The organism is Neorhizobium lilium (assembly GCF_004053875.1).
Lineage (GTDB): Bacteria > Pseudomonadota > Alphaproteobacteria > Rhizobiales > Rhizobiaceae > Neorhizobium > Neorhizobium lilii.
This window is the reverse complement of the sequence record NZ_SBIP01000001.1, coordinates 556,688-582,066: the sequence shown is the minus strand read 5'-3', so window position 1 is coordinate 582,066 and position 25,379 is coordinate 556,688. Positions and strand designations below refer to the sequence as shown.

Sequence of the window (25,379 nt, the reverse complement as noted above, 5' to 3'; positions counted from 1 at the left end):
AAAGCGGACCACCGGAAAGAAGAATAGGAGCTGGTTTCATCCGGCGTGATCTTGATTCGATGGATTTTTTGCATAATCCTGCCGATGACCGATCAGCGGATCGCCTTCCAGGATCACTTTTTACGGAGCGGAACGAGAGGTAGAAAAATGAATCAGTTTCAAGCGGTCGATGAACGCTGGACGTTATCGCAGACTGCACTCCTTGGATTGGCTTCGGTGGTACAGCGCTTTTGCACCAGTGAGAACTTAAATCAAAGCGAACTTTCCGGATTGAAGTTTTTCAAGCTTTCAAAGCCGGACGAACCAAGCAGATGTTTTTACGAACCTTGCATCGCGGTCATTCTCAGCGGTGCGAAGCGCATTATGTTCGATCAGGATGACATGCTTTTTCATCCTGGTGACTTCTTCGTCACCTCCATCGATGTTCCGACCTCAGCGCATGTGATCGAAGCTTCAGCAGCCAAGCCCTATGTTTCTCTTGTCATGCGGATCGATCTGCAGAGGCTTCACGAACTATCAAAAAAGGCAGGGCTGTCGGAGCCTGATGCTTTGGTCGAGCCTGTCGGCATCGCAAGAGGCCGAGCGTCCGAGGAATTACTCAATGCATTCTCTCGCCTTGTCGATCTGACCCTTAAGCCCGACGATATTCCATTACTCGCAGAAATAATCCAGTCCGAGATCTACGTGCGCCTGCTGCAAAGCGAGGCCGGAAACTGGCTCACGGGTATGGCGAGCGAAGGATACAGGACCACGGGTGTCATTCGAGCTCTCGAATGGTTGAAAAGTCACTACATGAAGCCGCTGCGGATAGAACAGCTTGCGGCGCTAGCCTCAATGGCAAGCTCGACTTTTCACCATAATTTTCGGCGTCTTACCGGTACCAGTCCGCTTCAATACCAAAAGAGCCTGCGTCTCTATGCAGCCCGAAATCTCATGCTGACAGAGCGGGTCGATGCCAATACCGCTGCAGTCAGGGTGGGATACGAAAGTGTGCCACAGTTCAGCCGGGAATATTCTCGTATGTTTGGCGCGCCTCCGCGTCGTGACGTTCAAACAGCAAGGCAGCGTTGAACGAGATAAACTGGGTGACTTATCAGAGTGCTAAGCGGCCAACCCCGTTTTTCGGAACTCAAAAGGTGTGTCGAAGATGTAACACTGTAAATTCCGGTGGGTGCGTGCGACGTAGAAGCGCGGTAGCCTCCTAAGCCACTCGCTTTACGGATAGCTTGCACAACGCAAAGCATTCCGGAACGCACAATAGCAAGAATTTTAGTGGCGCAGTCAGGATTTAGCTCTCGCCGTAAGACCTGTTCTCTCAATGCCTTGAGAAAATGAGATGTGAGCTCTCGGTTAGGATCCCTTCAAGGCGTTCGCTTTAATGGGGAGCCGATCGTCGATTTGGATCCGATAACGGGCCTTAAGAAGCTCACGTTGAAACACGTTCCAGCACTCTGTCCAAAGCCTGTTTCAGGGCTTCTGAACCTCCTTTGCCGTCGAAATCCAAGAAAGCTTGCTCATTTAGACCGCCCTTGGTCGCGAATTTGCGGCTGAGTTCAAGGAAGTTGGTTTCCCGATCGGCAAGGAGCGCCGTTTCCGAAAGCTCGGCAAAGAGGGGCGCAAGATAGGCACGGCCCTTCTCTTCCGGAAGGCCGTTTTCAGCGAGCCATTTGGTCGTGCAGTGCATGATGCCGAAGTAGGTGGCCATCAGAGCGCTTGCCGAGGCGAGAAGATCGTATTCCGCTTTCGTTTCGCATTCTACGGCTTTGCCGAGTGCATTGAAGACGGCGGCTGTATCCGCATCCGGCGGATACACGGCAGTGACACCCTTGCGGCGAGCGACGAAAGGCAGTGGAATAGCCTGCGTAAGGCGCACCTCTGCGCCAATCCATTCCAGAAGGTTCGGTCGGGTCGTCGCTGCGATGACGCTGATCACCTTCTGGCCGTCGCGGAACCGCAACGGGCGGATGACCTCTTTCGCGATCTGAGGACGGATCGCCAGCATCACCGTGTCGCAGTCGTCGATGATGGCTTGGTTGCTATGCGAGACGATGATTTTCGGGAAGTCGATCGCAAGCTTTGCCGACACATCCGCGCTTCGCGCCGATACCATGACGTCAGGCACGACTGCCGGCTCCGCAAGAAGGCCACGCACCATGGCATCTGTGATGGCACCGGTTCCGATGAACCCGATTTTCTGCGGAAGAGACATGATTATTCAGCCGCGGCCAAGGGGTTGAAAGAGACGTCGGTCGTGTAGTTCTCGCGCAGGAATTCGATGAAGTTGTTCTGGAACTGCCGGGTGTGGGCGTGCGCCAGCTCGTCTGCCCGCTCCACATTCTTGGCCCGGATTGCTTCCAGCATGAGATCATGCTCGTCGGTCAAAAGATAGCCTTCTCCTGTGCGCTCAAGATACTCGAAGTGCAGGTGCAGCATGCGCTGGCCCTGATTCAATAGGCGTTCGTAAAAGGAGGCGAGATAGGGATTCTTGCCGGCATAGGCGACGGCCACGTGGAACTGCTTGTTCGCTTCAGACATCTTCAAATGCATTCCGGTTTTGACAGCCGCTTCAAATTCTTTTTGCCGCTTGGCAATGATCTTCAGGTCTGCATCGGTCCGTAGTGCTGCCGCAAGTCGCGTGTTCATCCGTTGGGCTACATCAAGCGCTTCGACGTATTTCGGAAAGCTCGCCACTTCGATGGGGGCGACGATCGTGCTGCGGTTGGACAGCGTAACGACGAGGTCTTCGCCGGCCAGCCGGATCAGGGCTTCGCGCACGGGTGAACGCGACATGTCGAAACGTTCCGCTAATGTCATTTCATCGAGCAATTGTCCTGGCGGCAGCGTCAGCGCCAGAATTTCGTTTCGCAGCGTATCGTAGACGTTCTTCCAGCCTGTACCGCGCACTCGTTTGATTTCAATTTCGTCAGACACTCAGGTCCCTTTCCGTCATTCGAGGGCATTGGGCCAGAAATTCGGGTCCGCAGCAATCGTAAAATTTCCGCTTGACTTTGTCGACACGCAGACGACATAATTTTCTTAGTCGACACGGAGCCGACAAAAAAAGACATCAAGAACGGTCAAAGCCGACGGGTGGAACCGCGCAATCAAAGCGCTTAAAAACGGGGAATGCAGATGATTTCTAATGTGATTACGTCCGCTTTGCGGACAACGGCGGCGCTTGCCCTGGTGGCGGGTCTAGCGACCACTGCGATGGCGCAGACGGCGGAAGGATACTGGCAGGGCGTCCAGAAAAATGGTGCGCTGCGTTGCGGAGCCGCCGTCGCTCCTCCCTACGTCATGCGGGACCCGGCAACCGGTGAATATTCCGGTTTCTTCGCTGATCTATGCCGCGAATTAGCCGAAGTTCTGCAGGTGAAGCCCGTGTTCGTAGATACGACCTGGGACAATATCGTTGCAGGCTTGCAGGCCGGCAAATGGGACGTTTCATTGGCGCTGAACCGAACGCCGGCACGTGCCATGGCTGTTCAGTTCTCGATCCCTGCCATGGAGTACCAGATCTCTCTCGCCTACAACAAGGACAACCCGAAGATCCTGGCAGGCGCCGCGTCTGTTGCAGATATCGATAAAGCCGATGTCACGCTCGCCGTCATGTCCGGCTCGGCACAGGACAAGGCAATCTCGGGCGCCGTCAAAAAAGCGACGATCCTGCGTCTGCCAACCAATGACGAGACGCGTCTCGCGGTCGTGTCGCGTCGGGCAGACATCCTCGTCGATGCCTCCGATACCAACCAGCTCTTTACCCAGTCGAATCCGGATTGGGCTGTCGCGCTTAACCCGACGCCGGCACTTGCGAAGCAGGGCGTTGCCTTCGGCCTGCCGCACCAGCTTTCGGCCTCCGATGTCGAGGTGGTCGACATCTTCCTCGAAGAGCGCGTTGCGACAGGTCATGTCGAGGAGCTGATCAGCAAGGCTGTCGATCAGGTTCTCAAGGCCAGCCAATAAGCCATAGCGGGGCCACTTGGCGTGGCTCCGCTTCCTTGCCTCGCGAAGGAGAGCAACGATCATGTCAGATACAGCTCCACTGATCAAAATCGAAGGCCTTCACAAGAGCTATGGCGGCGTCGTGCAGGTGCTCCAGGGTCTGGACATCGAAATGACGGCCGGCGACCGGGTCGTCATCATAGGTCCGTCCGGTGGTGGCAAATCCACGCTCTTGCGGGTGTTGATGGGGCTTGAGCAAATCGATCGCGGTTCTATTACCTTCGGCGGCAATCCCTACATTAGCGCAAAGAGCGGCAAGACGGCCATCGATGCCAAAGTCCGGCGTTCGATCGGAATGGTCTTCCAGCATTATACTCTCTTTCCGCACCTCGATGTCATTGGGAACCTCATCCTTGCGCCGACCAAGGTAAGAGGGGAGAAAAAGGCCGATGCACGGGAAAGAGCGATGGCGTTGCTGACGCGGTTCGGCCTGGCACAGAAGGCGAATGCCTATCCCGCCCAGCTTTCGGGTGGGCAGAAGCAGCGCGTAGCGATTGCACGCGCGCTGATGCTCGATCCGAAACTCATGCTGTTCGACGAAGTGACCTCTGCCCTTGATCCGGAACTCGTCGCCGAAGTGGAGCAGGTGATCCTGCAACTCGCCCACCAGCAGATGCCGATGGTCATCGTGACCCATGACATGTGGTTCGCCAGGAATATCGCGTCCCGCGTGATCTTCTGCGCAGGCGGCGTCGTGGTTGAAGACGGTCCACCGGAGCAAGTGCTGGGTTCACCCAAGGAAGAACGTACCCGGGAATTCATCGAACGCGTGTTCCACATCAAACACTGAGGCGGCGACCATGAGCTACACATTCGACTTCGCCTCGGTGTTTCGCAATATGGCACCGCTTTGGGATGGCCTGCTCGTCACGATCCAGCTCACCATTGCAGCCAATGTCATTGGTCTTACCCTCGGATTTGTTCTCGCGCTTCTGGTTATGAGCCGCTGGAGGGCGATCAGGCTCCCGGTTACGCTGTTCATCGAGTTCTTTCGCTGCACGCCGGCGATCATCCAGATCGTCTGGTTCTTCTATTGCGTGCCGATGCTGTTCAACGTCTTCCTCGGATCGGTGACAATGGGCATCATGGCGCTTGGCCTCAATCTGGCAGCCTTCAATGCGGAAGCCTATCGTGCCTCGATACAAGCCGTTCCACGCGAACAGCTCGATGCCGGCGTGGCGCTCGGGCTCACGCCGTTCCAGAGGGTGCTTTACATCATCCTCCCGACTGCGGTTCGAAATTCGGTTCCTGTCCTGCTGACCAACGGCATCGGCACCTTTCAGCAGAGCGCCCTGGTTGCGATCGTTGCGGTCCAGGACCTGATGTACCAGGGCAAGACGCTGGCCACCCTGACCTATCGGCCGATCGAGACATTCACCATCGTCGCACTCGTGTATTTCGCCGTCTCGTTTCCGGTGTCCCAGATCGTCGGCTATCTGGAACGTCGTCGTGAAGTCCTGGCCAGTTGAGGAGAACCAGCGATGACCTTCAATTTCGCCGTGGTATTCAAGTTCCAGGACGCGCTGCTGCTGGGCCTCCTGACGACGCTTAAACTCACCCTGATCTGCATCGTGCTCGGTTGCGCCCTCGGCTTTTTTCTGGCGCTTGCGCGAACGTCGAAGAGTGCCATCCTGCGGGGCGTTTCCAGCATCTATGTGGAATTCTTCAGAGGCACGCCGGTTCTCGTCCAGTTGTTCTGGGTCTTCTTCTGCCTGCCGCTGGTTCTCGGTGTCGAACTCTCCAACCTGGCATCGGGCGTCATCGCGCTGACGCTCTACATGGGCGCTATCACCAGCGAGACGTTCCGCGCGTCATTGAAATCTGTCGGGCAAGAACAACTGGACGCCTGCGTCGCACTCGGGCTTTCGCCATGGGCGCGCACCATGAATGTGGTTCTGCCACAGGCGGTGCTGCGTGCAGCGCCCACCCTCCTGTCCAACTGCGTCAGCCTCTTCAAGGAGAGCGCGCTGGTTTCGGCCGTCGGCATGGCCGACCTGATGTTCGTCGGTCAGAATATCTCGAACAATACGGCGCGGCCCGTGGAAGTGCTGACCGTCGTTGCCCTCATCTACTTCGTTATCGCCTTTCCGCTGACGCGTGCCGTCACGGTCATCGAACACCGCATCCTCAAGCGGCTGGCCGTCTGACGCGCCACCCCTTCACGAACACTCGAATGGAGATATCCAATGAAACTCTCAGGCGTCATGCCCGCCCTCGTCACCCCTTTCGATGCCAATGGCCGGGTCGATTTCCAGGCATTCGAAAAGCTGCTTGTCCATCTGCGCGACGCAGGCGTTACCGGCTGGGTGCCGAATGGCTCGACGGGCGAATATTTCAGCCAGTCGACGGAGGAGCGCCGCGCGGTTCTCCAGTTCGTCAAGGATTTTGCCAATCCCGGCGAAATCCTGATCGCCGGCACCAACGCGCCGGCCACGCGCGAGGTCATTGAACAAACCGCCATGGCCAAGGAAATCGGCTATGATACCGTTCTTCTGGCTCCGCCCTTCTATACCCGTCCCACCCAGCCGGAACTGATCAGACACTACGAAGCCGTGCTTGCCGCCGTGGATGTCAATCTGGTCCTCTACAGCTATCCCGCCAAGGATGGATCGGACATCAGCTTCGATCTCCTCGATCATTTTGCCGATAACACGCGCGTCATCGGGATCAAGGAAAGCTCCGGCGTGCTCCAGCGGGCAATCGATATCGCCAGCCGCTATGAGGGCAATATCCAGCTTGTCAGCGGTTCGGACGACATCGCGCTCGACTTCATGTTCTGGGGTGCCGATAGCTGGATCTGCGGTCCGTCGAACTGCATGGCCAAGGCCTGCTGCGATCTCGACCGCACCTACAGGTCTGGGGATCTGGGGAAAGCCCGCGAGATGATGAAAACCCTGTACCGGGCGATGAACATCCTCGAATCCGGCAAGTTCGTCCAGAAGATCAAATATGGATGTGAACTGCAGGGCCTGCCGGTCGGCGAATGCCGTGCGCCGCTCGGCCCCCTCACGGATGACGAAAAGGCCGAGTTCCGCTCGGCCATGCAGCCGATCCTGAACTGGTAAACCGACCATGGCCGGGCGGAAGCGCCGCCCAGCCAAATCCGGAGCGAACGGGAGAAAGACCAGCATGACCACCGTGGTTGTCGGGGCAGGGATCATCGGCACGACCATCGCCTACGAGCTGCAGAAGCGCGGGCGGCAGGTCGTCCTGCTCGACAAGGGCGAAGTCGGGCGCGGCGCGTCCTACGGCAACATGGCGTCGATTGCGGTGACGGAGTTCATGCCGGCCTCCCGCCCCTCGATCTGGAAGCAGATCCCCGGCTGGATGCTCGATCCCGAGGGACCGGTGCGCGTTCGGCCGGGCTATATGCCGAAGCTTCTACCCTGGTTCGCCCGATTTATCGCGGCATCGCGGCCAAGCAAGCTGCGCCAGCTCGAGGCTGAGGGGGCCGCTTTGTGCAAGCGCGTCTACGACGACCTTCTGCCGCTCTTGCGTGAGACGGGCCTCGAAAATGAACTGACGGAAGAGGGCTGTCTCTCGCTCTACAAGGACGAGGCAGAGTTCCGTGCCGACCGCGAACATATCGAGATCCTGGAGCGCTTCGACTTCCCCCACCAGCGCTTGACGGGCGCCCAAGTGCGGGAACTGGAACCGGAACTGTCTGATGGCATCGGCATCGCCGTGCTCTTTCCACAGAACCGGAGCCTGCGCGACCCGTTCCGCCTGGTGAGCAGCCTGGCAAAACGATTCACCGCGCTCGGCGGCGAAATCCGGCGTGGCGATGTGGTCGGCTTCAGCAGGGCCGGTCGCATCACCGCCGTCCAGCTCGCAGGGGGCGGTCATGTTTCCGCCGATGAGGTGGTCATCTGTGCTGGCGCCTATAGCGGGCTGCTGTCGAAAATGCTGGACGAACCGATACCGCTCGAGACCGAGCGGGGTTATCACACGCAGATCATGTCGCCCGGCATCGCCATGCGCCATTCCATCATCTGGCCGGCGCGCGCCTTCATGGTCACGCCGACGGCCGGCGGCATCCGTGTCGGCGGCACGGTCGAAATGGCCGGCCTTGACGCTAGCCCCGATTACCGGCGCTCCAGGATTACGGTGAAAAGGGCCCAGACGGCCTTGCCCAATCTGCGCTGCGAGAACTTTTCCGAGTGGATGGGGCACCGCCCGGCTTTGCCCGATACGGTTCCCGTCATGTCCGCCTCGGCAAAGGTTCCGGGCGTCTTTTACGCGACTGGCCATGGACATCTTGGCGTCACCTATGCGGCAACCACCGCGCGCCTGATGGCTGATCTGATCACGGGCGCGCCGCCACCCATCGACATACGCCCCTACCGCGTCGACCGCTTCTGAGGGGCGACCGCTCAAAATTATCCCATGTGAGGACACCATGCAGAACCAGCTCTTTATCGATGGCCGTTGGGTCGCCCCCGCCGACGGAGCCGTGCTTCCGGTGATCGACCCTGCAACCGAAGAGGTCTTTCACCACATCGCTGCAGCAGGACCGGCGGACGCGGACGCGGCCGTGAAGGCGGCTCGTGACGCGTTCGACAATGGGCCCTGGCCGCGCCTCTCCGGCAAGGAACGCGCAACCTATCTCCGTGCCATGGCCAAAGGAATCCATGACCGTTTGGCTGAGCTGGCGCATCTGGAAACCCGTGACAACGGCAAGCCCTTGCCTGAGTCGGAATGGGATCTGGCGGATGCCGCTGGCTGCTTCGACTTCTATGCCGATCTTGCCGAGGAACTGGACGGCGAAGTCGAGGATCTGAAGCTTGCAGATGCGCGCTTCGTCTCGAAGGCCGTGCGCGAGCCGCTCGGCGTCACCGTGGCTATCGTTCCCTGGAACTATCCGCTTCTCATGGCATCGTGGAAAGTCGCGCCGGCGCTCGCCGCCGGCTGCACCATGATCCTGAAGCCGTCGGAGACGACGTCCCTGACGGCGCTGGAGCTCGGTGTGATCGCAGAATCCGCAGGTCTTCCCAAGGGTGTCTTGAACATCCTGTCCGGCAAGGGCTCCGTCGTCGGGCAGGCGCTTGTCGAGCATCGCCAAGTCGACAAAATTGCTTTCACCGGCTCCGGGCCGGTCGGCTCGCGCATCATGGCTGAAGGCGCCAAGGACATCAAACGGATCAGTCTGGAACTCGGCGGGAAGTCGCCCTTCGTCGTCTTTGCCGACAGCGATATCGACAAGGCCGTCGAATGGATCATGTTCGGCATCTTCTGGAACCAGGGTCAGGTGTGCTCGGCCACCTCGCGGGTACTGGTGGAGGCGCCGCTCTATCCGAAACTGCTTGATCGGCTGGTGGAGGAGGCGAAGAAAATCAGGATGGGCAACGGCCTCGAAGAGGGCACTCTTCTCGGTCCGCTGGTCAACGAGAAACAGTATGAGGATGTCCTTCGTCACATCGACCGTGCTGTCGAGCAGGGCGCGACCGTCGCCTGCGGCGGAAAATTCGAAGGCTTCGACAAGGGCTTCTGGGTCGCACCGACAATTCTGACGGATATGGCGCTCGACAGCGATGCCTGGGTCGAGGAAATCTTCGGCCCGGTCGTCTGCATCCGCCCCTTCGAGACGGAGGAGGAGGCGATCCGCCTTGCCAACGATTCCCGCTTCGGTCTCGCCGCGGCTGTTATGTCGGCGAACGATGCGCGTTGCGAGCGCGTTGCCGCGGCCTTCCGGGCGGGAATCGTCTGGATCAACTGCTCGCAACCGACTTTCACCGAAGCGCCGTGGGGCGGCTACAAGCAGTCCGGTATCGGCCGGGAACTCGGTCGCTGGGGCCTCGACAACTATCTGGAGACCAAACAGATCACCCGGCTGGTGAGCGACGAGCCATGGGGGTGGTATCTGAAATGACAGGTCACAAGGCACTCGATATCCTGCTCGTCCATTGCCAGGGCGAAAGCGGCAATGTTCTTATCGATGGCGCGCCCCATATTCCGGGCGCAACCATCCTCGACAAGATGAATCATCTGAACGGGGTGGACCCGTCACTGCGTCTGTTCCTGACGCGCGAGCCGCGGGCGCAGGTCGTCCACACGACGAACTTGCTCCTGGCGCCGACCCGGCCCGATGCTGACGCCGCCTTTATCGTGCTACAGCCGGATCGTGCCCATCCGATGTCGGGCTCCAACTGCATCTGCGTGGTGACGGCGCTTCTGGAAACCGGTCGGATCAAAATGACGGAACCGGAGACCCTTATCCGGCTGGATACGGCAGCGGGTCTGATCGTCGCCCGAGCACAGTGTAAAGACGGGCGCTGCCTGTCGGTCAGCCTCGACAATGTGCCGGCCTTCGTCCACCAACTCGACGTCGCGATCGACACGCCGAAATGGGGCAGGATCACGGGCGATATCGCCTTCGGCGGCGTCTTCTACGCTCAGATCGATGTCGATCAAGTGGGGTTGCGGATTATGCCGGAGGCAGCCCGCGCCCTTGCCGAGGCGGGCACCGAGATCAAGTCGCTGCTGGCTGGCCAGGTCGCGGTGGAGCATCCGGAAATCCCGGGCCTGAACGAGATCGCCTATGTGATGTTTCGCGACTATCAGCCAGACGGCTCGGTCGTCACCTGCACGACGCTGAAACCGGGCCGGGTGGATCGCTCGCCCTGCGGCACGGGGTCTTCAGCCAATCTCGCCATCCTGCATGCGAGAGGGCAGGCGAAAACCGGTGACACGCGGGTTTCGCGCAGCATTATCGGGGGCACCTTCACGGCGGAGATCCTGGGTGAGACGACGGTGGGAGGGCATCCCGCCATCCTGCCCAGAATTACCGGTCAGGGCTATGTTTTTGGCCGGCAGCAATTGCGGCTGGACCCGCAGGATCCTTTCGCTCAGGGCTTTGCCCTGTCGGATACCTGGGGTCCACAGGTCGGTGACCTATGAAGCTTTCAGGACAATACATCCTTGTAACCGGCGCGACAGGTGCGATCGGGCAGGCGATCTGCAGCGCGCTCGTGGCGGACGGCGCGAATGTTGTCGTTCACTATGGCCGCAATCGCGCCGCCGCCGAGGCGCTCGTCGAAACGCTGGAGGGCAGGGCCTGGTGCGTCCCCGCCGATCTGTCGGAGCCGGCAGGCCCGCAGGCATTGTGGAATGAGGCGATTGCCGCTGCCGGCCGGCTAACGGGACTGGTCAACAATGCCGGCATCCGGTCAGAAGTCGCCATCGATGCGCCGATGGAGGAATGGCAACGGGTCTGGGCGCACGAGATGCGCGTCAATTTCCTGTCGGCTGTCGATTTGTCGAAGCTTGCCATTCAGCATTTCCGTGAGAATGGTGGCGGGCGGATCGTCAATATGGCGAGCCGTGCCGGGCAGCGTGGCTATACGTCCGGCGCCATGGCCTACGGTGCCTCGAAAGCGGCATTGATCAACCTGACCAAATCCATCGCGCTTAGCCATGGGCATGAAGGCGTAACCTCGGTCGCGCTGGCGCCCGGCTGGGTACGCACCGAAATGGCCGAAGCTTTCATTGCCGAACATGGCGAGACCGCAGCCTTGGCCGGCATCCCCATCGCCAGGATGGCCGACCCGCAAGAAATCGGCGAGATAGTCGCCTTTGCCTTCCGTCCCTCACAGGCCTCTTTGAACGGCGCTGTGCTGGACGTGAACGGCGGCAGTTACATGAGGTAATGTCCATGCGTTTCAAAGAAAAAGTCGTCATCGTCACTGGCGCCGCAGGTGGTATAGGCGGAGCAATCAGCGCCCGCTTTGCCACTGAGGGCGCGCAGGTCATCGTCACCGACATGGATGGCGAGGGCGCCGGGGCGACTGTCTCTCAAATTGTGGCTGACGGTGGCTGCGCCCGGGCGCTGGTCAGCGACATCTCCACGGCAGACGGCTGTCACGCCATCATCCAGAACGTCATCGCGACCGAGGGGCGCATCGATGTGCTCTGTAACAATGCAGGCATCAACCGCCGCGGCAATCTGCTTTCGCTGACGTCCGACGACTGGAACTTGAGCTTTGCGGTCAATGTCGATTCGATGTTCCACCTTTGCCAGGCGGTTCTGCCCCACATGATCGAAGCAGGCGGCGGAGCGATCGTGAACACCGCCTCCCAATGGGGCCTCTATCCGGCGCCGAACCACATTGCCTACAATGTGACGAAAGCGGCGGTGGCGAGCTTCACGCAGAACCTTGCGCGCGATTACGCGCCGAACAAGATCCGCGTCAACGCGGTCTGCCCAGGGGAAATTCACACGCCGATGCTCGAAGCCGGCGTGACGCGGGCGGGACGCACGATTGCCGATCTCGACAAGCTCGTACCTTTCGGACGCATCGGCAAGCCTGAGGAGGTGGCCGCGCTTGTTGCCTTCCTCGCATCCGATGAGGCCGCCTTCATGTGCGGGTCACTGGTGGAGATCACCGGTGCCCAGGCGGTCGCCTGACCAAGCCGCAGAGGCTTTAGGCCATCAAACCCATCACGAACAATACGGAGCCTTCCATGTCCCTCACCCTGACGCAAAATGATCTGTCTCACGTAGTTGCCGCCGACCGCGAGCATGTCTGGCATCATCTGAGCCAGCATAAACACTATGAGACCGTCGATCCCAGGGTGTTTGTCGAGGGCAAGGGTATGAAGCTTTGGGATACGAACGGCCGCGAATATCTCGATGCCGTTTCAGGAGGCGTCTGGACCGTCAATGTCGGCTACGGGCGTGAGAGCATCGCCAACGCCGTGCGCGATCAGCTCGTCAAACTGAACTATTATGCTGGTGCCGCCGGCAACGTTCCAGCAGCACTGTTCGCGGCCAAACTGATCGAGAAGATGCCGGGATTGTCGCGCGTCTACTACTCGAACTCGGGATCCGAGGCCAATGAGAAGGCCTACAAGATGGTTCGCCAGATCGCTGCGCGCCATCACGGCGGAAAGAAGTGGAAGATCCTGTACCGCGAGCGCGACTATCACGGGACGACGATCGCGACGCTTGCGACGTCGGGTCAGCCCCAGCGTGCTGCCCAATACGGTCCCTATCCCGACGGTTTCGTGATGGTTCCCCATTGCCTGGAATACCGCAAGCAATGGGATGTCGAGAACTACGGCGAACGGGCCGCTGACGCGATCGAGGAGGTCATCCTGCGCGAAGGCCCGGATACTGTCGGCGCAATCGTGCTTGAACCGGTGACCGCAGGCGGCGGGGTGATCACGCCCCCGGAAGGCTATTGGCGACGTGTGCAGGAGATCTGCCGGAAGTACGAGATCCTCCTTCACATCGACGAGGTCGTCTGTGGACTGGGCCGGACCGGCAGCTGGTTTGGATACCAGCATTACGACATCAAACCCGATATCGTGACGATGGCCAAGGGGGTGGCGTCCGGCTATGCGGCGATCTCCTGCACGGTTACGACCGAGCAAGTTTTCGACTTGTTCAAGGATGCACCGCAGGACACGATGAGCTATTTTCGCGATATCTCGACATTCGGCGGGTGCACGGCAGGACCCGTCGCCGCTCTGGAAAACATGCGCATAATCGAGGAGGAAGGCCTTCTGGAAAACACGACCCGAATGGGCGAACGGATGCTGGCGAACCTGAACGTGTTGAGAGAGAAGCATGCAGTCATCGGCGATGTGCGCGGCAAGGGTTTGTTCTGCGGAGCCGAACTCGTTGCCGATCGCAAGACCAAGGAGCCGCTCGACGAAAGGCACGTACAGGCTGTCGTCGCGGGCTGCCTTGCTCAAGGGGTCATTATCGGAGCGACGAACCGCTCGTTGGATGGCGGGCTGAACAATACGCTGTGCCTGTCGCCGGCCCTGATAGCCACGGCCGACGATATAGATCAGATCACCGATGCCATCGACAATGCTTTGGCGAAGGAATTCGTCTGAGCCGCCTCGCGGAGCAAAGCCCCAATCGTTTACAACAAAGGGCCGGCACAAGCCTGCCCCCTAGTTGCCTCTACGATTCTCCAGAGTTATCATTTACCGCGTTGCAAGTACTGGTTCGTTGTTTCCCAAGCCACTGTTTGCAGGTATTTTGCAATGTTTTCGTCGAAACCAGCCGTATAACTGAGGCCTATTGGATTTTTATTGAAAATCGCGGCGTACGTGGTCAGGGCAGCCAGATATGACCCTTCAGGTGTCGGGTGCCGCTTGTCAGCCATATAGAGAACGATATCGGGGCGCTCCTTGACGGATCGGGCGAAGGCTAGCCCTGCAGGAATAACGAGCGCCTTGTTTTCGTTTCCGATGCGGGTGTAGGCTTCAGCGAGTTGTTCGGTCATCTCTGGCTTGTCAAGGTAAGCCCATGACATGAAGAAAACAGGCTCTGCACCGTTCTTCCGGACAGTCTCCGAGTGTTTCGTCGCATACTCGTAGAAAAGGTCCTTCAATTGCGGATGGACCGGGCACTGGCTGCAGTCCATCATGATCGCCAGGTCGAACAGACGCTCCGGATTGTTGAAAGTGACGACGTTCTTGCTGTCGATCGTGTAACGCCCCACCGCATTAGGTCGGAAGTAAGAACCAACATCATGCCAATCGAAACCAGAGCCGCTTATCGTCACTTGTGCCGAGCGGAGCTTGTATTCAGGGTCGGCGGCTGCGAGGATTCGCGAGATAAACCCGCTGATCCCGTTGTTGAAGTAAAAGAAGCTATTCCCGATATAGATGATGGACTCGGGGCGTTCTATCCCCGTGGTCTGAACTGTCGGCTTCGTCTGCGCGAAGCTTGCCGAGCTTGTCGTCAAAAGAGCGGACACCACCAATAAGGCGGCTTTTACGGCATTCTTTAGGCGTTTCATTACCTGATCTCCCTGTCTGATAACGCGATTGAAATTGCTTGCTCTTATGGTCGTTACGCAGTGCGCGTGACTTCTGGTCTCTACGGCAGACAGCACCCGCTTAGGCTCCTCCTCCTGCGGTGCTTTAAGAACCAAAACGGCTGAATATGATAATGGCCGGATACCCGGCCATCAGCTTACTCATCGGTATGCTGCGAGCCCGGCGGCAGCGCATGATTGCGCTGTTTGCACATAGGCAACGACGCGGTCATTGCCGATCACCCAAGGGTTGCTATCCCGCGCGGATGGTTGGCTAAGCGCTGCGTTCTTCTCGATCGTGTTGTCGAGGCCGGGATGGTTGGCTATGACAACGTCTGCGCCACTTTCTTTGATGGCGCTCTTGAACCTTTCCGCTGATTGGAAATAGGTCTTGAACCAATTGAGCTTCTCTTCCCCTTCAGCACCGTTGAAGCCGAAGCCAGTTCCTCCCCACTGGGCAACTTTCCGCTCCTTCGGTCCGTCTTTGACCGTGAAGATGGTAGACACAGTACCTGGAGTATGACCCGGAGTGACGTAGAAGGTGAAGGAAGCCGAACCGAGACGGAAGGTCTCCCCATCCTTAATCACCATATCCTTCCTTGGTTTCTGGTCAGGATCGCGCTTGTCCTTGGCCAAGAAATCCCACTCGGCGTCGGACATCATTATGCGTGCGCTATATTTATCTTGCAGATAGCGAGCGCCGCCGTAGTGATCGCCGTGCGCATGGCCGACGATGATGTACTTGATATTATTCGGGTCGAGTCCCTGCTCCCGGAGTCCTTTCTCGATAAGAATGGGTCCGGAGTCGGGATTGAGCGTGTCGATAAGGACAATGCCCTCACCAGTATCGATTGCCCATGCGGAAGCGGAGCTTTCCCAAAAAGCGTACTCGCCAACGTAGTAGAGGTTGTCAAACACCTTTGCTGACGCCGCTTTTTCGATCGACTCCTTACGCGCGTCGTCGGGCTGGGCGATCTTCCCGGCATTCGCATTCTCGATGCGAGGGCAAAGCATGTTGTACAGGTTGAAGTGCTCCGTCCCTGCGGCTTCAAAGGCTTTTTTGAAGTTGTCAGCAACGCTGCCGCCCTCTGCTGCTTTCAGCGGCAAGGGTCCAAAAACAAGACTGACCATGCTTGCGGCTAGAGCGAACTTCCCTCCGCGGTTCGTGATCGCGTGTAATGATTTCATGTGAACTCCTCCATTATCCGAGGAGAACAAGACAAAGTTCCGCGTCCAGCAACGTGCCGGTTCCGTGTCAGCTTTGTCGGAGAAGCCGCCGCTTCTCCCTCTCCTCCCGGTGGCGATTGTAACGTACTATTTCGTTAATTCAACACATTCTGCTGACGCTGGATCGTTTGAGTGGCCTTTATGTTGGACGGCTGTCTTCCAGGGCGTCGGCATCAGAACATCAGGCTGTTTTCAGATAACTGAGAACTACATCGGAAATCATGGTTTTATGCCGGCCAACAATGTCCTTCGCGGAAAGATCAAGCCGGTAAATCGTGCCGAATGTATGCCTGTTAGAGACGCGGAAAAAGCAGAACGCGCTGATCAACATGTGAAGGTCGATAGCCTCGACTTCGCGCTTGAAGATTCCACTTTTCAGGCCGCGCATGAGGATGTCGTCGAGCACTTCGATCACAGAGATATTCAAGTCCCGAATGACTTCAGATCGCATCATATGTGCGGCGTAGTGGATGTTTTCGATGCTAACCAGCCGTACGAAAACAGGATTGGCTTCGTCATGGTCGAAAGTGGATGAAATCAGCACGGTAAGCGCTACGTCGGGTGCTAGGGCGCCAAGCTGCAAGTCTGCCTCCACAGACCGTATTTTACGGTAAGCTCTTTCCAACACGGCAAGGTAAAGTCCTTCCTTGCTCCCAAAGTAGTAGTAGATCATGCGTTTCGAAGTCTGCGTGAGGGCAGCGATCTGATCAATCCGACCCCCTGCCAAGCCATTTCTGGCGAATTCTTCCGTCGCGACATCCAGGATATTCTCCTGAGTCCGGCTTGGGTCTTTCCGTCTAGTTTTCTTGAGCATAACTGTCATCACAGTGTCGTCATCCTGGCGGCCCAGATCGCCTGAAGTGTTGAGGAAGCGGCTCACCGAGCCCAATTGTGTCCGGCCCGTTGACGATAGCAGTGTGCCTGCCGCTCGGGTAGGTCTGCGGATCACGGCACCTCGCCACATTCGCCAAGAAAGCGACCGTTGCACGCTACGACTTCCGTACGACGACGATCGGCGTCCACTTCCTTGCAATGCTGGGTTTGCAAGTTGCTCGGTCGGCCGCGATGCACCTACGCTTTTATCGATACCTCGATCTTTTAGATTGTGTTCGCTATCTACCCATTGCATAGATTTCGAATGAACTCTAAAGGAAGTGACCGGGATCGTGGCTGGCGGCACGGGGTGTAGCCTCGAGTCCTGACAATTGAGGCTTCCCGCCTAGGCAACGGATATTTTCAAAGTATCCCACACAAAGAAAGAAAGTGATCCATGAACAATACCAATCTCGGCGTCGCCCTGGTAACAGGGGCATCCACCGGCATAGGATACGCAACGGCCAAGGCGCTCCAAAAGGCCGGCTTTCGTGTATTCGGCACCAGCCGTCGTGCCGTCGCCCAGAAGAGCGATGGCATTACCATGCTGACCTGCGACGTGACCGACGACGCGTCCGTGGCGAAACTTGTTGAAGACGTGCTGGCCGCGGCCGGTCGCATCGACCTGCTTATCAACAATGCTGGCATGGGTCTGCTTGGTGGCGCGGAAGAGTCTTCGATCGCCCAAGCCCAAGCGCTGTTCGACGTGAACGTCTTTGGCGTTTTTCGCGTTACCAACGCGGTGTTGCCGGCAATGCGACGCCAGGGGAAGGGCAGAATTATCAATTTGAGTTCGGTGCAAGGATTCATCCCCGCTCCCTATTTCGCGCTTTACTCGTCGACCAAACATGCAATCGAGGGCTATTCTGAGTCGCTTGACCACGAACTGCGGCCGTTCGGCATTCGCGTTTCGTTGGTGGAGCCCGCCTATACCCGTACGTCATTCGAAGACAATCTCGCGAAGCCGGATCAGCTGCTTGAGATCTATGACTCTGCGCGCGCGGGCATGACGGTAGTCGTGGGGAAAGCGATGGAAAAAGGCGACGCACCCGAAGTGGTCGCCGAGGTTGTCTTGACGGCTGCGACTGATCCCGCTCCGAAGAGGCGCTATGCAGCCGGAAAAATGGCGCGCCAGGTCAGTTTCCTGCGCCGTTTCGTCCCCGCATTCGCGTTCGACAAGAGCTTGCGAAAGCAACTCGGGTTGCCAGTCTGACGTCGACGACTCCCTTACTTCGTGATGAAGAGGGCTTTCCGCGCATTTCAAGAGACGATAACGAAGGCATGGGGATTTACACGAATCCATACGGCCGGTGAATTTTCAGCGATTCTAGAAATACTGTCCAAATCATCGCTTGTAGGCAAAGGGCATATTCGCCATCAAAAGTCGGCTAAGCACTCGCCTTCTACGAGGAATTTCCTCACATTCAGAGCCGCCGCTGCTTCATCACACGAAGAATAGACGACAGAATCTATACCGTGTTGGCTCCATGCGATCACGCTGAAGATCTGTTTGAGCCTCAGAAGAGTTGGCAGGAGCGTAGAACGGCGCGGTAAATCCCGGTGACAGTTCATCGGTCGTGATAATCCATTACGTTGGAGATCTTTGGCGACCGCTTCAGATGAAGGTTGTCGTGGAAACGTGTCACCTGTTCACCGTGAAGTTTCAAGGACGGGTTCTCGGGGCCAATGCAGCTGGAACGCGGATCGTGCAATCTGGGGCGGGGCGTTCGTGCTTGCGCAGGCCGGCTTGCTTGCAGGCAGATGCGCAACAGGTTCGGATCAAGATGCGCCTTGAGGGCCTTCCAGTCTGTCGGTGTGTTCCAAGAGGGCGGGCAAGATGGTGTTCGCGCTCCGGTCCAGCCTTACCCTCAGTGATTCGAATCAGCGAGCAGGCGAATCTTCCGATCGTTGACGTCGATGGCTTTGGTGGACCGACCCCATCTACCCTACCGGACGCGATCCACATCATCGCCCTTCAGACGCTTGTGATCGGCGGGAATTCTGCCCTCAGGTTCAGGGCGGGCTACTTCGGAAGCCAACCCGTCTGCGCTGGTTCAGCACGCTAATACCGAATCTGCGACTTCCTCACCGCAGTTACCACTTTGGAACTTGTGGTAGAACGGCGAAGGACTTGTACATTCGATGGATGCATCGAGCCGCCGTTCCCATTTCCGAGTTCGAACTGGCCCAGACGATCCGACAACGAGGTCACTTCGGTAACCAGCATGTGCGAAGCAGCGCTGGATTCCTCGACCATGGCTGCATTCTGTTGCGTAACCTGATCCATCTGGTTCACAGCGGTGTTGATTTCCTGGAGGCCTATCGATTGTTCGCGCGCAGCGTGAGCAATTGCCTTGACGTTGACGTCGACCTGCTTCACCTCCGCGACGATGCCCTGCAGCGCTTCGCCAGTCTTGCCGACAAGGTTGACGCCGTGTTTCACCTGATCGCCCGATGTCGTGATCAGGGTCTTGATTTCTTTGGCAGCGGCAGCCGAGCGTTGCGCCAGTTCGCGAACCTCCTGTGCGACGACCGCAAATCCCTTTCCCGCATCGCCGGCGCGCGCCGCCTCGACGCCTGCATTCAGTGCCAGCAGATTGGTCTGGAATGCAATTTCATCGATGACCCCGATGATGTTGGAAATTGATTGTGACGATTGTTCGATGCTGCCCATCGCTGCGACCGCCTGGCGAACGACTTCACCCGAACGTTCGGCATTATCCTTTGTCCTGGCCACAAGAGAACTGGCTTCCTCGGCGCGTGACGTCGAATCCTTGACCGACGTGGTGATCTCTTCGAGCGCAGCGGCTGTCTCCTCGACACTGGCTGCCTGCTGTTCGGTACGGCGTGCAAGGTCGTCTGCAGCCGATTTGATTTCTTCGGCACCAGCTTGGATTGCAGCCGCGTTGTCCGAGAAGGAGACCATGGCTGCCTGGAGCTTTTCAACCGAATGGTTGAAGTTTGTACGGATCTCATCAAGCGCGGCCGTGAAGGGATGGTTCAAGCGGACGGTCATGTCGCCTTCGGAAAGTTTGACCAAGCCCGACGCCAACTCGCCTACCGCGAATTTTACCTGTTCTTCCTGTGCGGACGTGATGCGAGAACGTTCGACGCGCTCGGTTTCTTGCGCGGCACGGGCCGCCGTTGCCTCTTCCTCCAGCCGAACCTTCTGACGATTGCTTTCAAGGAGAACGGCAAGCGAGCGCGACATATCGCCCAGCTCGTCCTTCCGGTCCCGGTCCTTGAGTTCGACGTTTAGCCGACCGTTGGCAATGAGATCCGTTTCGGCGATCACATTCGTGACGCGCTTGATGAAGCCGCGAGCGATCAGCCATCCGCAAACCCCCAGCAGCAAAGCGGATAGTCCGGTGACGGCCGCAGCACTCCACGCCATGGCATATAGTCGAGCAAAGACGGTAGCCTTTGGAACGGCAACGACTGCGTACCAGTTAAGATCGTCAGTCAGCTTTACCGGGTAGGCAGTCAAAAATACCTTGTCGCCATTGGCAATGGTCGTTTCGAGCGCTTCACCGGGTTTTTGAATTAGAAGGTTCCAGTTGCCCGTTGCCGCGCCGCCATCCTTGATGTTTTTTCCCACAAGCTGCGTATCAGGATGGCTGATGATGTTGCCGGCGCCGGTGATGAGGCTTAAATAGCCTGTCTCCATCGGATGGACTGCGGAAATTGTCTTGTTCGCCACATCGAGCGAGATATCCAATCCGGCGACGCCGAGCGCTTGCCCGTTGACGATTACCGGTTTTGCAACGGAGGTCATCAGCACCTGTTTGCCATTCACCTCGTAGACGTAAGGCTCAATCACAACTGATTTTTTTTGCGTGAACGGTTGCTGATAATAGTCTCCCGCACCGCTCACCGTGTAGTCAACAAGCGGTGTATGCTCGATGCTGTCTCCGCTTCGCACCCAATAAGGCACATAGCGCCCGGTGGCGTCATGCCCCTCAGCACCGACAAAATCCCTGTCTTTACCGTCGAACGCGTTGGGCTCCCAGCCCGTCCAGACGCCGAGTGCGATTGGGTTGTCGCGCAGCAGGTTCTTAAGAATGAGATCGGTTTCGCGGCGATCAGCCGACCCGTTTTCCTTGATCGTCGCCAAGGTCGTCTCCAGTCCGTTGACGATCCCCATGGCGACACCCATTGTCTTTTCTTGCTCAAGTGCATTTAAGGCGGCGATTTCGCGCATCTGGTCCAGGCTTGACTGCTTAATATTTTGGTACGCGAGACAGAACAGAACACCTGAGGCGGCGACTGTTGCCACCACACCTGATGCTGCGATCGCAAAAATATTACGGCTTGTTGCCGATTTAAAAAACATGCGGAAATGCCCCCTATAGTGGAGGTGGCGACAAAAAGGATCGCCTTGGCCTCCATACCCCTCACCAAGGCGATTTTACTGGCTTCAGTCTCCTAAAGGTTAGCGAAGGCTTGTTAATTTGCAGTTTATTTGAAAAAAGAAGAAGGCAAGCCTTTCGCGCTACTGGACGACCTGACTGAGATTGGAATTCAACCGCTCTCCTTCATGATGAATTTCGATCGCCATTTCGCCGATTTTTCTGTTACGGCATCCAATTCCCGGTGAAGGTAGCCGCCGGCGTTCAGTCGGCTGCTTGGTAGCGATATCGTTTAAACGCTGTCAACTCCGCTTCGCCTTCGGGTAGTTATCAAGCGACACGTCACGTCCACCTGGCGGACGTCGCGGTTCTGCGTTCAGCCTTTGGAATGAGAACAAGCGGCCTCGGCCAAGAAGTCGGATCAGATCCCTTCACGAGCTCAGGAACGTCCTTACCTGACATAGCTCACTGGATGACCGGTGTCGGGATGCCGCATAACGCCCATTCGCGTCCCATATATCGCTTGCAGTTGATTAGGCGTTACGATGTCCTCAGGCGTGCCTCGGGCAATCAGCATTCCGGAGTGAAGGGCAAGGATTTCGTCGCAGAAGCGTGCCGCCATGTTAACATCGTGTAGAACGACGACAACCCCGAGCCCGCGTTCCTCGGTGAGGCGGCGAACGAGAGACAAGACCTCGACCTGATGGGCGATATCCAGGGCTGATGTCGGCTCGTCGAGGAGAAGCCAATCAGCGTTCTGCGCGACCAACATTGCAAGCCAGACGCGCTGCCGCTCCCCGCCCGACAGTGTCTCGACGAGACGATCCCGATAGCTTGTGACGTCGGTCAGCTCCATCGCCTCTTCGACCATGCGGTTGTCCTGCAACCCAAACCGACCGAGTGCGCCGTGCCATGGATAGCGCCCAAGCGCCACGAGTTCACTCACGAGCATGCCGGCTGTGTTTGGTGTTTGCTGGGGGAGATAGGCGACCTTGCGGGCGAATGGTCGGCTGCGCCATTCGTCCAGTCCCTTGCCGTCGAATGAGATCGTGCCGCCGGTGAGAGGTTGCTGGCGGGCAAGGAGCTTGATTAATGTCGACTTGCCCGAGCCATTATGCCCGATCAGACCGATAATTCGCCGGGCAGGGAGGGCTATCGTCAGTGGCTGGAGCAGGATGCGGGCTCCGGCAGAGACAGTAGCTTGTTCCAGCGTGAATAGGGATGCGTCTGAGATCGTTTGCGTTCCGGTGGCTTCGAGAATTTGGGGCAAGGCGATTACCTTTTATTGTTACGATCTGGAGGCGTATCTTCCCTGCGAGCGGATCACCCAAAGAAAGTACGGTCCCCCGATAAAGGCTGCGATGACACCCGCAGGTATCTCATAGGGGAAATCGGCAGCCCGGCCCAACCAGTCGGATGCGATCATCAGCGTTGCGCCGATCGCGGCTGCGGTGAGAGGGAGGCTGGCCGGGCGGCGTGAGCCGGCAACTCGCGCAATGTGCGGCGCCATCATGCCGACGAAGCTCAAGGGGCCTACGATCATCGTCGCGACGCCTGTTAGGGAGGCAGCGAACAGCAACAGCATCATCCGGGTCCGAGCCGGATCAATCCCGAGAGAGAGTGCCGTACTGTCGCCGAGGGGCAGGACTTCAAGCGAGCGGCGGAAGAGGGGCGAGATCGCCAGCCCGATCAAGACCAGCATAGTCGCGATGATCGCGACTATGCTGGTTGCGCGGAACGTCGGGCCCATCGTCCATGCCAGAATATAACTTGCGCGTGGATCGCCACTTGCGACAATGAGCGAGATCATCGCGGTCGCAAGGGCACTTATCGCTATGCCCGAGAGAAGAACCGGTCCAGGCGCGTAGCTTTTCCCTCGTGCAACAATCAGGATGATGGCGAAAGCAATGACGGCACCGGAAATGCCGCCGGCTAGGGGCAGCAACGGCGATACCATTCCGCCGGCGAAGAACGCTGCAATGATCCCGAGTCCCGCTCCGCCACTGATGCCCAGCCCCTCCGGACTTGCCATCGGATTGCGCGTCACGGCCTGAGTGACGGCACCCGCGATCGCCAGCATTGCGCCCGCGCTTGCCGAGGTCAGGACCCGCGGCCACCGGCCCGCGAACAGCACCGAGGGGTCGACGCCACTGACGGTGAGCTGCTCCGTCAGTGAAAAGCCTGCAATTGCAATGGCGATGACCAGGCAGCCTGCCAACACATGCCGGCCCCCCACCGGGCTGGTCCCGTAGGCCAGAACGTCAGTGTTTGCGTGGTCGATAGAGTGCGGCACGTTCTTGATGAGCACGAGCATCAGGAGAGCGCCGGCGATTGCCGTTACTGTGCCTGTCGGCACCTCTCCGATGACAGGAGCACCGACGAGAACCAGACCGTCGGCAAGCAAGAGAAGAGCGGAACCGAGGAGGGTTCCCCACAGCAATCGCTGGCGAAGTGTGCGAGCGCCGGCCATTCGTGCGAGACTGGTGGCGGCAAGGCCGACGAAAGCGATCACGCCGACGCGGGCGACGACAGTTGCTGACAGGAGGGTGGAAATGAACAGAACCGCAGCGCGCAATCCGGCTGGAGAAAGTCCGAGACCGCGGGCATGGGCTTCATCGAGGCTGATGATGGTCAGCGGCCGATAGAAAAGCAGTAGCAGCGGGATCAAAACGATCATGCGCGATGCCAGCGCAATTGCATTGGAATAGTCGTTCTGAATGAGTGAGCCGCTACCCCAGATGAAGACGCCTCGCAGATATTCGTGGTGAAACAGCGCCAGGATGACGGATGCCGAGCCCGCCGAGAAACTGATGACCATTCCGCAAAGGAGCAGCGTCATTGGCGCGAAGTTTGATTTCTTTGCCAGACCTGCAACAATCGTTACCGCGGCGAGCCCGCCCGCCAGTCCAGCAATCTCCCGTTGCCCCACGGTAACCGTGACTGCGGACAGGGAGAGAAGGGTGATCGCCAACTGCGCGCCGGAGAGAATGCCGAGCGTCGATGGTTCTGCCAATGGGTTCTTCAGGAGTTGCTGGAATATCGCGCCCGCAAAGGCGAGGGCACCACCTGCCAGAAGGGCGACGAGGATGCGGGGTAGCAACGAGAAGTGGACATAGATCTGATCGAAGGACGCCGGATTCGGTTGCCACAGCGTGCGCGGGACGTCGGAAAACGGCACGCGGTCACCAATGGCGACAGCGTAAAGTGCGATCGCCATAAGCGCGATCAGGGCGCAAATTCGCGGCGGCGTCATCAGACGGATGCTCATGCGATACCGAGACCTCGACGCAGTATTTCAGCAAACCGCATTGCGGATGGGAACGCTCCAAAGACCCAGGTGGGCGGGATCATGGAGACTCGGCCGTGGCGCACAGCCGGTAACGCTTGCCACAGGGCGCTTTGCAGGAAGGACCCGGGTGGGCCGGGCTCGATGATGATCAGCCGTGCCTCCGGATAGCGGGCGACCGCTTCCAACCCGGTCGTCGCAAATCCCCAGTTATTGGTTGGGCCATCCCATGCGTTGGCGATGCCGATACGCTTCAGGACATCGTCGAACAGGCCGCCTGCGCCGTAGACATCGACAAGCCTGTCGTCGGTGAACTTGATGATGAGCAGGGGACGCCCGTCATAATTCCTGGCGTCGCGCGCTATGGCGTCCAGCCGGCTACTGGAGTTATCCAGATAGCGCTTTACAATCTCGTCCCGGCCGGTGCGAGCCGCGATTTCCTTGAGCGCATTTTCAGCTGCCTGTAGTGGCTGTCGCGCGCCGCTGTAAAGTGGCAAGGCAAGGGTAGGGGCGATCTCAATGAGACGTTCAGGAGATACACCGTAGCCGGCTTGCGACAGTATCAGATCAGGCTTTAGAGCTCTGAGCAATTCCATGTTCGGCCACGATCTTAAGCCGAGGTCTATGGTCCCCTCGGGGAGCGCCGGTACAACGACGCGGTCGCGATAAAGTGGCGCCTCGGCCACAGCGAGAGGCCGAAGCTCCACAGCGAGGAGGCTTTCCGCCCACCCCCAGTCCAACACGGCAATCCTGGGATTTTCCGGTTCCGCTGTGGCAGGCACAGGCAGGAAAATGGAGGCCAACGCGGCAGCAAATTGCCGCCGCGTGAGCCGGTGGTCGTTGATGTGGTGGGTCAGGCGGGGCATT

The 25,379-nt window shown here is 58.4% G+C and carries 22 protein-coding genes; 13 read left to right on the top strand and 9 right to left on the bottom strand.

Annotated elements, in window-relative coordinates; translation table 11 throughout:
* Positions 1–147: 147 nt before the first annotated feature.
* A complete protein-coding gene (locus EPK99_RS02625) occupies positions 148–1,071 on the top strand; it encodes an AraC family transcriptional regulator (RefSeq protein WP_128441063.1) in 924 nt (307 codons plus the stop codon).
* 355 nt (positions 1,072–1,426) lie between these two features.
* Here EPK99_RS02625 and EPK99_RS02620 read toward each other — a convergent pair whose 3' ends face one another.
* Both EPK99_RS02620 and EPK99_RS02615 read right to left on the bottom strand, forming a co-directional pair.
* On the bottom strand, positions 1,427–2,209 hold the full coding sequence (locus EPK99_RS02620) for a pyrroline-5-carboxylate reductase (RefSeq protein ID WP_128441062.1): 783 nt from the start codon (positions 2,207–2,209) through the stop codon (positions 1,427–1,429).
* 2 nt (positions 2,210–2,211) lie between these two features.
* Positions 2,212–2,931 carry a GntR family transcriptional regulator gene (locus tag EPK99_RS02615; protein WP_128441061.1) on the bottom strand — a complete coding sequence of 240 codons (720 nt, stop codon included), beginning with the start codon at positions 2,929–2,931 and terminating at the stop codon, positions 2,212–2,214.
* Positions 2,932–3,132: 201 nt separating this feature from the next.
* On the opposite strand from EPK99_RS02615, the gene EPK99_RS02610 reads away from it, so the two are divergent.
* The 11 genes from EPK99_RS02610 (at position 3,133) to tpa (ending at position 13,845) form a co-directional block, all read left to right on the top strand.
* Positions 3,133–3,963, top strand: coding sequence for a substrate-binding periplasmic protein (locus tag EPK99_RS02610; protein WP_128441060.1), 831 nt, complete (start codon positions 3,133–3,135; stop codon positions 3,961–3,963).
* A gap of 61 nt (positions 3,964–4,024) precedes the next feature.
* Positions 4,025–4,792 (top strand): amino acid ABC transporter ATP-binding protein, encoded by a 768-nt coding sequence (locus EPK99_RS02605; RefSeq protein WP_128441059.1) that lies wholly within the window; start codon positions 4,025–4,027, stop codon positions 4,790–4,792.
* Positions 4,793–4,802: 10 nt separating this feature from the next.
* On the top strand, positions 4,803–5,471 hold the full coding sequence (locus EPK99_RS02600; protein ID WP_128441058.1) for an amino acid ABC transporter permease: 669 nt from the start codon (positions 4,803–4,805) through the stop codon (positions 5,469–5,471).
* Between the two features lie 12 nt (positions 5,472–5,483).
* Positions 5,484–6,149, top strand: coding sequence for an amino acid ABC transporter permease (locus EPK99_RS02595; protein ID WP_128441057.1), 666 nt, complete (start codon positions 5,484–5,486; stop codon positions 6,147–6,149).
* Between the two features lie 39 nt (positions 6,150–6,188).
* Positions 6,189–7,067 carry a dihydrodipicolinate synthase family protein gene (locus EPK99_RS02590; RefSeq protein ID WP_128441056.1) on the top strand — a complete coding sequence of 293 codons (879 nt, stop codon included), beginning with the start codon at positions 6,189–6,191 and terminating at the stop codon, positions 7,065–7,067.
* 64 nt (positions 7,068–7,131) lie between these two features.
* Positions 7,132–8,364: an NAD(P)/FAD-dependent oxidoreductase gene (locus EPK99_RS02585; protein WP_128441055.1), complete on the top strand. Its 1,233-nt coding sequence runs from the start codon at positions 7,132–7,134 to the stop codon at positions 8,362–8,364.
* A gap of 37 nt (positions 8,365–8,401) precedes the next feature.
* A complete protein-coding gene (locus EPK99_RS02580; protein ID WP_128441054.1) occupies positions 8,402–9,871 on the top strand; it encodes an aldehyde dehydrogenase family protein in 1,470 nt (489 codons plus the stop codon).
* A complete protein-coding gene (locus EPK99_RS02575) occupies positions 9,868–10,899 on the top strand; it encodes a proline racemase family protein (protein WP_128441053.1) in 1,032 nt (343 codons plus the stop codon). The genes EPK99_RS02580 and EPK99_RS02575 overlap by 4 nt, the downstream gene beginning before the upstream one ends.
* Complete coding sequence (locus EPK99_RS02570; protein WP_128441052.1) at positions 10,896–11,648, top strand: SDR family NAD(P)-dependent oxidoreductase; 753 nt, start codon at positions 10,896–10,898, stop codon at positions 11,646–11,648. The genes EPK99_RS02575 and EPK99_RS02570 overlap by 4 nt, the downstream gene beginning before the upstream one ends.
* Positions 11,649–11,653: 5 nt before the next feature.
* Positions 11,654–12,406: an SDR family NAD(P)-dependent oxidoreductase gene (locus EPK99_RS02565; protein WP_128441051.1), complete on the top strand. Its 753-nt coding sequence runs from the start codon at positions 11,654–11,656 to the stop codon at positions 12,404–12,406.
* Positions 12,407–12,462: 56 nt separating this feature from the next.
* Positions 12,463–13,845 (top strand): hypotaurine--pyruvate aminotransferase Tpa, encoded by a 1,383-nt coding sequence (gene tpa, locus EPK99_RS02560; RefSeq protein WP_128441050.1) that lies wholly within the window; start codon positions 12,463–12,465, stop codon positions 13,843–13,845.
* 89 nt (positions 13,846–13,934) lie between these two features.
* Here tpa and EPK99_RS02555 read toward each other — a convergent pair whose 3' ends face one another.
* The 3 genes from EPK99_RS02555 to EPK99_RS02545 form a co-directional block, all read right to left on the bottom strand.
* Positions 13,935–14,759 carry a hypothetical protein gene (locus EPK99_RS02555; protein WP_128441049.1) on the bottom strand — a complete coding sequence of 275 codons (825 nt, stop codon included), beginning with the start codon at positions 14,757–14,759 and terminating at the stop codon, positions 13,935–13,937.
* Between the two features lie 180 nt (positions 14,760–14,939).
* Positions 14,940–15,965: an MBL fold metallo-hydrolase gene (locus tag EPK99_RS02550; RefSeq protein ID WP_128441048.1), complete on the bottom strand. Its 1,026-nt coding sequence runs from the start codon at positions 15,963–15,965 to the stop codon at positions 14,940–14,942.
* A gap of 220 nt (positions 15,966–16,185) precedes the next feature.
* A complete protein-coding gene (locus EPK99_RS02545; protein WP_128442132.1) occupies positions 16,186–16,827 on the bottom strand; it encodes a TetR/AcrR family transcriptional regulator in 642 nt (213 codons plus the stop codon).
* A gap of 447 nt (positions 16,828–17,274) precedes the next feature.
* On the opposite strand from EPK99_RS02545, the gene EPK99_RS02540 reads away from it, so the two are divergent.
* On the top strand, positions 17,275–18,090 hold the full coding sequence (locus EPK99_RS02540) for an oxidoreductase (protein ID WP_128441047.1): 816 nt from the start codon (positions 17,275–17,277) through the stop codon (positions 18,088–18,090).
* A gap of 849 nt (positions 18,091–18,939) precedes the next feature.
* Here the strand turns inward: EPK99_RS02540 and EPK99_RS02535 are convergent.
* The 4 genes from EPK99_RS02535 to EPK99_RS02520 all read right to left on the bottom strand — a co-directional run bounded on the left by EPK99_RS02535 (position 18,940) and on the right by EPK99_RS02520 (position 25,378).
* Positions 18,940–21,210: a methyl-accepting chemotaxis protein gene (locus EPK99_RS02535; protein WP_128441046.1), complete on the bottom strand. Its 2,271-nt coding sequence runs from the start codon at positions 21,208–21,210 to the stop codon at positions 18,940–18,942.
* 467 nt (positions 21,211–21,677) lie between these two features.
* A complete protein-coding gene (locus EPK99_RS02530; RefSeq protein ID WP_425374162.1) occupies positions 21,678–22,496 on the bottom strand; it encodes an ATP-binding cassette domain-containing protein in 819 nt (272 codons plus the stop codon).
* A gap of 18 nt (positions 22,497–22,514) precedes the next feature.
* Complete coding sequence (gene fhuB, locus EPK99_RS02525; protein WP_128441045.1) at positions 22,515–24,494, bottom strand: Fe(3+)-hydroxamate ABC transporter permease FhuB; 1,980 nt, start codon at positions 24,492–24,494, stop codon at positions 22,515–22,517.
* Positions 24,491–25,378 carry an ABC transporter substrate-binding protein gene (locus EPK99_RS02520; protein WP_164901675.1) on the bottom strand — a complete coding sequence of 296 codons (888 nt, stop codon included), beginning with the start codon at positions 25,376–25,378 and terminating at the stop codon, positions 24,491–24,493. Before EPK99_RS02520 ends, fhuB begins: the two co-directional genes overlap by 4 nt.
* Between the last annotated feature and the right edge of the window lies 1 nt (position 25,379).

Excerpts from the sequence above, each read along its gene's own strand:
- EPK99_RS02625 (WP_128441063.1), top strand. The coding sequence starts at position 148 with ATGAATCAGTTTCAAGCGGTCGATGAACGCTGGACGTTATCGCAGACT.
- EPK99_RS02520 (WP_164901675.1), bottom strand. The coding sequence starts at position 25,378 with ATGCCCCGCCTGACCCACCACATCAACGACCACCGGCTCACGCGGCGG.
- EPK99_RS02580 (WP_128441054.1), top strand. The coding sequence starts at position 8,402 with ATGCAGAACCAGCTCTTTATCGATGGCCGTTGGGTCGCCCCCGCCGAC.
- EPK99_RS02585 (WP_128441055.1), top strand. The coding sequence starts at position 7,132 with ATGACCACCGTGGTTGTCGGGGCAGGGATCATCGGCACGACCATCGCC.
- EPK99_RS02600 (WP_128441058.1), top strand. The coding sequence starts at position 4,803 with ATGAGCTACACATTCGACTTCGCCTCGGTGTTTCGCAATATGGCACCG.
- EPK99_RS02565 (WP_128441051.1), top strand. The coding sequence starts at position 11,654 with ATGCGTTTCAAAGAAAAAGTCGTCATCGTCACTGGCGCCGCAGGTGGT.
- EPK99_RS02555 (WP_128441049.1), bottom strand. The coding sequence starts at position 14,759 with ATGAAACGCCTAAAGAATGCCGTAAAAGCCGCCTTATTGGTGGTGTCC.
- EPK99_RS02595 (WP_128441057.1), top strand. The coding sequence starts at position 5,484 with ATGACCTTCAATTTCGCCGTGGTATTCAAGTTCCAGGACGCGCTGCTG.
- fhuB (WP_128441045.1), bottom strand. The coding sequence starts at position 24,494 with ATGAGCATCCGTCTGATGACGCCGCCGCGAATTTGCGCCCTGATCGCG.
- EPK99_RS02545 (WP_128442132.1), bottom strand. The coding sequence starts at position 16,827 with ATGACAGTTATGCTCAAGAAAACTAGACGGAAAGACCCAAGCCGGACT.
- EPK99_RS02570 (WP_128441052.1), top strand. The coding sequence starts at position 10,896 with ATGAAGCTTTCAGGACAATACATCCTTGTAACCGGCGCGACAGGTGCG.
- EPK99_RS02620 (WP_128441062.1), bottom strand. The coding sequence starts at position 2,209 with ATGTCTCTTCCGCAGAAAATCGGGTTCATCGGAACCGGTGCCATCACA.
- EPK99_RS02535 (WP_128441046.1), bottom strand. The coding sequence starts at position 21,210 with ATGTTTTTTAAATCGGCAACAAGCCGTAATATTTTTGCGATCGCAGCA.
- EPK99_RS02550 (WP_128441048.1), bottom strand. The coding sequence starts at position 15,965 with ATGAAATCATTACACGCGATCACGAACCGCGGAGGGAAGTTCGCTCTA.
- EPK99_RS02575 (WP_128441053.1), top strand. The coding sequence starts at position 9,868 with ATGACAGGTCACAAGGCACTCGATATCCTGCTCGTCCATTGCCAGGGC.
- EPK99_RS02610 (WP_128441060.1), top strand. The coding sequence starts at position 3,133 with ATGATTTCTAATGTGATTACGTCCGCTTTGCGGACAACGGCGGCGCTT.
- EPK99_RS02605 (WP_128441059.1), top strand. The coding sequence starts at position 4,025 with ATGTCAGATACAGCTCCACTGATCAAAATCGAAGGCCTTCACAAGAGC.
- tpa (WP_128441050.1), top strand. The coding sequence starts at position 12,463 with ATGTCCCTCACCCTGACGCAAAATGATCTGTCTCACGTAGTTGCCGCC.
- EPK99_RS02590 (WP_128441056.1), top strand. The coding sequence starts at position 6,189 with ATGAAACTCTCAGGCGTCATGCCCGCCCTCGTCACCCCTTTCGATGCC.
- EPK99_RS02540 (WP_128441047.1), top strand. The coding sequence starts at position 17,275 with ATGAACAATACCAATCTCGGCGTCGCCCTGGTAACAGGGGCATCCACC.